At 58.8% G+C, this 3,591-nt stretch carries 4 protein-coding genes and 2 pseudogenes; 4 read left to right on the top strand and 2 right to left on the bottom strand.

Translation table 11 applies throughout. From position 1 onward, the window contains the following. The first annotated feature begins 249 nt into the window (after positions 1-249). Entirely contained in the window at positions 250-615 is a 366-nt protein-coding gene (locus tag JKG68_RS31390) for a cupin domain-containing protein (RefSeq protein ID WP_202066258.1), read from the top strand. A 346-nt stretch (positions 616-961) separates the two neighbouring features. After that, positions 962-1,210, top strand: a complete 249-nt coding sequence (locus tag JKG68_RS31385; protein ID WP_202066257.1) for a hypothetical protein — start codon at positions 962-964, stop codon at positions 1,208-1,210. 13 nt (positions 1,211-1,223) lie between these two features. Here JKG68_RS31385 and JKG68_RS31380 read toward each other — a convergent pair whose 3' ends face one another. Both JKG68_RS31380 and JKG68_RS31375 read right to left on the bottom strand, forming a co-directional pair. Next, positions 1,224-1,952 carry a gamma-glutamylcyclotransferase gene (locus tag JKG68_RS31380; RefSeq protein WP_202066255.1) on the bottom strand — a complete coding sequence of 243 codons (729 nt, stop codon included), beginning with the start codon at positions 1,950-1,952 and terminating at the stop codon, positions 1,224-1,226. A gap of 38 nt (positions 1,953-1,990) precedes the next feature. Continuing rightward, positions 1,991-2,305, bottom strand: coding sequence for a hypothetical protein (locus JKG68_RS31375; protein WP_246516112.1), 315 nt, complete (start codon positions 2,303-2,305; stop codon positions 1,991-1,993). 49 nt (positions 2,306-2,354) lie between these two features. Between JKG68_RS31375 and JKG68_RS31370 the strand changes: the two are divergent. Both JKG68_RS31370 and JKG68_RS31365 read left to right on the top strand, forming a co-directional pair. Next, positions 2,355-2,594 (top strand): annotated as a pseudogene (locus tag JKG68_RS31370) (transglutaminase-like cysteine peptidase); the annotation flags it as partial. 200 nt (positions 2,595-2,794) lie between these two features. Further along, positions 2,795-3,019 (top strand): annotated as a pseudogene (locus JKG68_RS31365) (hypothetical protein); the annotation flags it as partial. Positions 3,020-3,591: the final 572 nt, after the last annotated feature.

Below are 3,591 nucleotides of genomic sequence, written 5' to 3'. Positions count from 1 at the left end.
AATGGAAGGACGGCGTCATTCGAAGAAAGGTCCGTTTTTGGAACTTCGAACCCACTGGCGCGCTGAACTTGCCGAAGTGCTGTTTGCCGTTGAGATTTCCCTTAGGCTGTTCGTAGATCGTGCTTACTCAATATAAAGTAATTACGAGGTAACTGCTGCCCATTTCCGTGAGACGCGCTTGTTCTGACAATTAAACTGCTTGATAGTGGCCTGTGGCTTTTCCATTCCGCCACGACGGAAGGATCTCAGATGGCCTCTGCGATTGAGATTAAGCGGTTCGAGAAGCCCGACGAACTGCTCGACATGAAGGAGCACGGCCGGATCTCCATCATCAAGATGGCTGACGGCACGGCCGGCATGCACGCGATTTTCGAACCAGGTTGGACTTGGGAGGCAGATGAGAAGCCGCTGCTTGGGTCGCCTGACTCGTGCCCGATGCGCCACACCGGCTACTGCATTGGCGGTCAGCTTGTGGTCCGCATGATTGATACGGGCATCGAGACACACATCGGTGCGGGTGACTTCTTCGAGATCCCACCTGGCCATGATGCTTACGTTGAAGGCAACGACCGCGTGGAGCTGATCTTGTTCGGGTCCCCTGAACACCAGCACTGACGCGCCGCCCAGTCAGCACAAGAGGCGCTATGAACTGGGTTGGGTTTCCTTGATCGCAGTGCCGCCGGAACTCCTCCAGGACCGCGTGCACCTGAAAGCCTGAGCTGCACACAGAAGTTGTCGGATCTGGCAATCCTGCCTTATGCGCAAGGCGCCGCTGTAATATTGTGTCTCACACGCGATTGCGCCACGCCCGAGAAAGGGCACAGGCGCATGATTGCCTGTATGGAACTATGCTGGTGGGATGTTCGGCAAAGGCGTACAACAGGATATCGCCGGCTGAATGATCCAGGCACCGACGGCTGAGAGACGCGCGTGCTCCCGCCTGTAAGCAGGGGAGCGTCCAATGCCCCACTTCTATGATACCTGCTCAGGACCAATTTGCGGTCTGTATCTGCCTCCAGGCGTCTGGGACGTGCTGCATAGAGAGAATATTCAGACCCTTGACCAGCTCAGGGTAAGTGCTGACCAGCTTGAGCAGTTTGACGGCATTTCGGCCAGGATGGCGCAGGTGATCAGACAAGCGCTTGCTCATGTCGCGCCATCCGAAGAGCAGACCGCGAGTACGAAGCAGCATGAATCGTGGAGCGCGTGATCCGTAGAAACCTTTATGGAGTGAGCGGTGTCGTCGTCGATTCAGGAGCGGAAGTAGCGGTTTGGATCCGCTCGGCGACCAAGGCTTGCAGCCGCCAGAGATTGCGGTCCCGGATTCCCAACTCCTCCAGATGCTCAACCGTGCTCTGAAGATACTCGGCGCAGGATCCCCAGTGCCCAGCAGCCTTCGAAAGTATGTCTGCGACCTCCTCCGGAGGGAGCCTGCCGGCATAAAAGGGGCTGTGGCGGTCGATCACAAAAGCCAAGGCTCTAACGGGACCAACCCCTGTCTGCGCCGCGAGCCACCGCGGCGGGGTAGCCGGTGGGTTCACCACCAACTCACGACGAAACAGCCCGTTGAGGATAGATGGAGCCCCATCCGCCGGAACACGCAAGATCATGCCCTGACACTGCCCGCCCCGGTCCAGCACCATCATCAGCCCGTTCTGGTCGCGGGTGGCGCGAAAGCGGGCGATCCTGAGGCAGAAGGAGCGATGCCAGCCTTGAACAGTAGCCATCCGGCGCTCGGTGTACTCGAAACTGGGCTTCCACAAGAGAGACCCATAGCCGAACAACCAGAGGTCGCCCGCTGGCGCTTGGGCGAGTATGTCCCTAACGATGGCATCGTAGTCTGCATCGGTCAGGTAGACCGCACCCGGGCTCGGCCCAGCGTCCTCGACCACGCGCGCTACGCCGGCGACTAACTCTGCCGTGAGCGCCATCTGTCGCTTTGCCGGAGGCATGACCCTGCTCCATCAATGGACTCAAACAGGCAGGCCGCTCATCTTTGACTCCACCATTGCGCGAGGATGAGCGCTCGGCGAACGCGCCACTGCTCGAGGTCCTGTTGCAGGTGACAAAGGCACTCCTCAGCCAAGGCTGTAGTGTGGCCGTTCTGGATCATTCCCTCAATGACACGGATCTGGCTGGCCAAACGTTGCTCGCTCTCGGCGATATGCTGATCAGCTTGAGCAAGGTATTCGAGTTCTTGCTGCACGTCTGGCATGGCCTGCTGATCATGCGCTTGATCGCCCAGGCAAGCCACTAAATTCGTAGAAATGCCTGTATGGAACCAGGAAAGGTGTGTTTTGAGCATATCTGGAAGATGATTTCGGAGACAGCCGGCAGGATCCAGGCGCCTTGTCCAGGCGGGCTTCCCGCGCCCTGCCCTACGCATGACGGTGGTCACCGACAAGGAGCGCGCGGGGCACGCGGACATGATGGTGCGCACCACCCGCGGCGACTTCATCCTCGCCAAACCGCGCAATGCGATCCTGCCGTGGCACAAAACAGGCTACGTCTACATCAAGCGCGAGGGCAACGATGGCACCGCCTCGGCGTCACTCGGCGGCCGGACTCCGCCGACCACGATAGGGAACCGGTAGCTCGGGTCGTGATTCGGATGAAGTTCCGTAACCTCCCCGCGGCACGAGGCAGATCGGAGAATGCCGGCAACGTCTGGCCTCTAAGGACTCCCTTCGCCACCCCACGCCTCCTCTTCCTGGCGGCGCTTCTCGCCCGAGAGGCAGTCGGCCAGACCATCGTCAACAACGAGTCCGCCGACATCGTGCGCATGCTGAATTCTGGGCTGTTCAAGTGCAACCTGCGCCGGATTGCTGATTACCCAAACCTGACCGCACATCTGGAGCGGATGCTCGGCCTCCCCGGTATCGCCAGCACGGTGAACATCGATCACATCAAGCGCGGCTACTACCTGGTCAAGAGCCTGAACCCGACTGGTATCGTGCCGGTTGGGCCAGAGCTGGGATTTGCCCACCTCCTGGCTGCTGCGGCCAAGGAAGCGGCCTAACGCCTGTGGGGGCGCGCCAACTCGGAAGAGGGTCCCGACCGTAGGACATTGTTGAGGCGCACAGCCATCAATCCGGAGCGCCGCGCCTCTCGACAGCAGTCGGTCTGGCGGAGGAGCCCAGATGCACCGAGGCGAAGGTCCGCAGCGGGTCAAAATGTAATGTTAAGCGGATCAAACGAAGGTCCGCTCACGCCTATAAAGCGGAAATGCGGATAAGGTCGGCCCCGTGCCAGAAGGGAACATTCCCGATCAGGAAAGACGAGGTCTGGAGTAGTCGGCAAAAGCCAACGAGAAATCCCGGACACCTATAATCTTCTGCAAGAGCATAATTTGGGGGCACCGATAGGGCGCATCTCGAGAAGGATGCACCCGTCAGCTAAGTCTGTCCTGTACCGGAACCCTGAATGTTTAGGAAAAGATCAAGCAGTCGATCACTACCGTCAAGGAACAAAATTCCAAGCTTAGCAGGTGTTCATCGATATACTCTTTATAGTTTGCATCCAATGATGCTGCTGCTGTGTAGTGTCTGTTCAGGGTGAATGCTGGTTTCTTCTTTGTCTCGCGGGCGGCTG

It is taken from the genome of Microvirga aerilata, assembly GCF_016743775.1.
Classification (GTDB): Bacteria; Pseudomonadota; Alphaproteobacteria; order Rhizobiales; family Beijerinckiaceae; genus Microvirga; species Microvirga aerilata.
The sequence above is the reverse complement of the archived record's forward strand: the minus strand, read 5'-3'. Positions and strand labels throughout refer to the sequence as shown.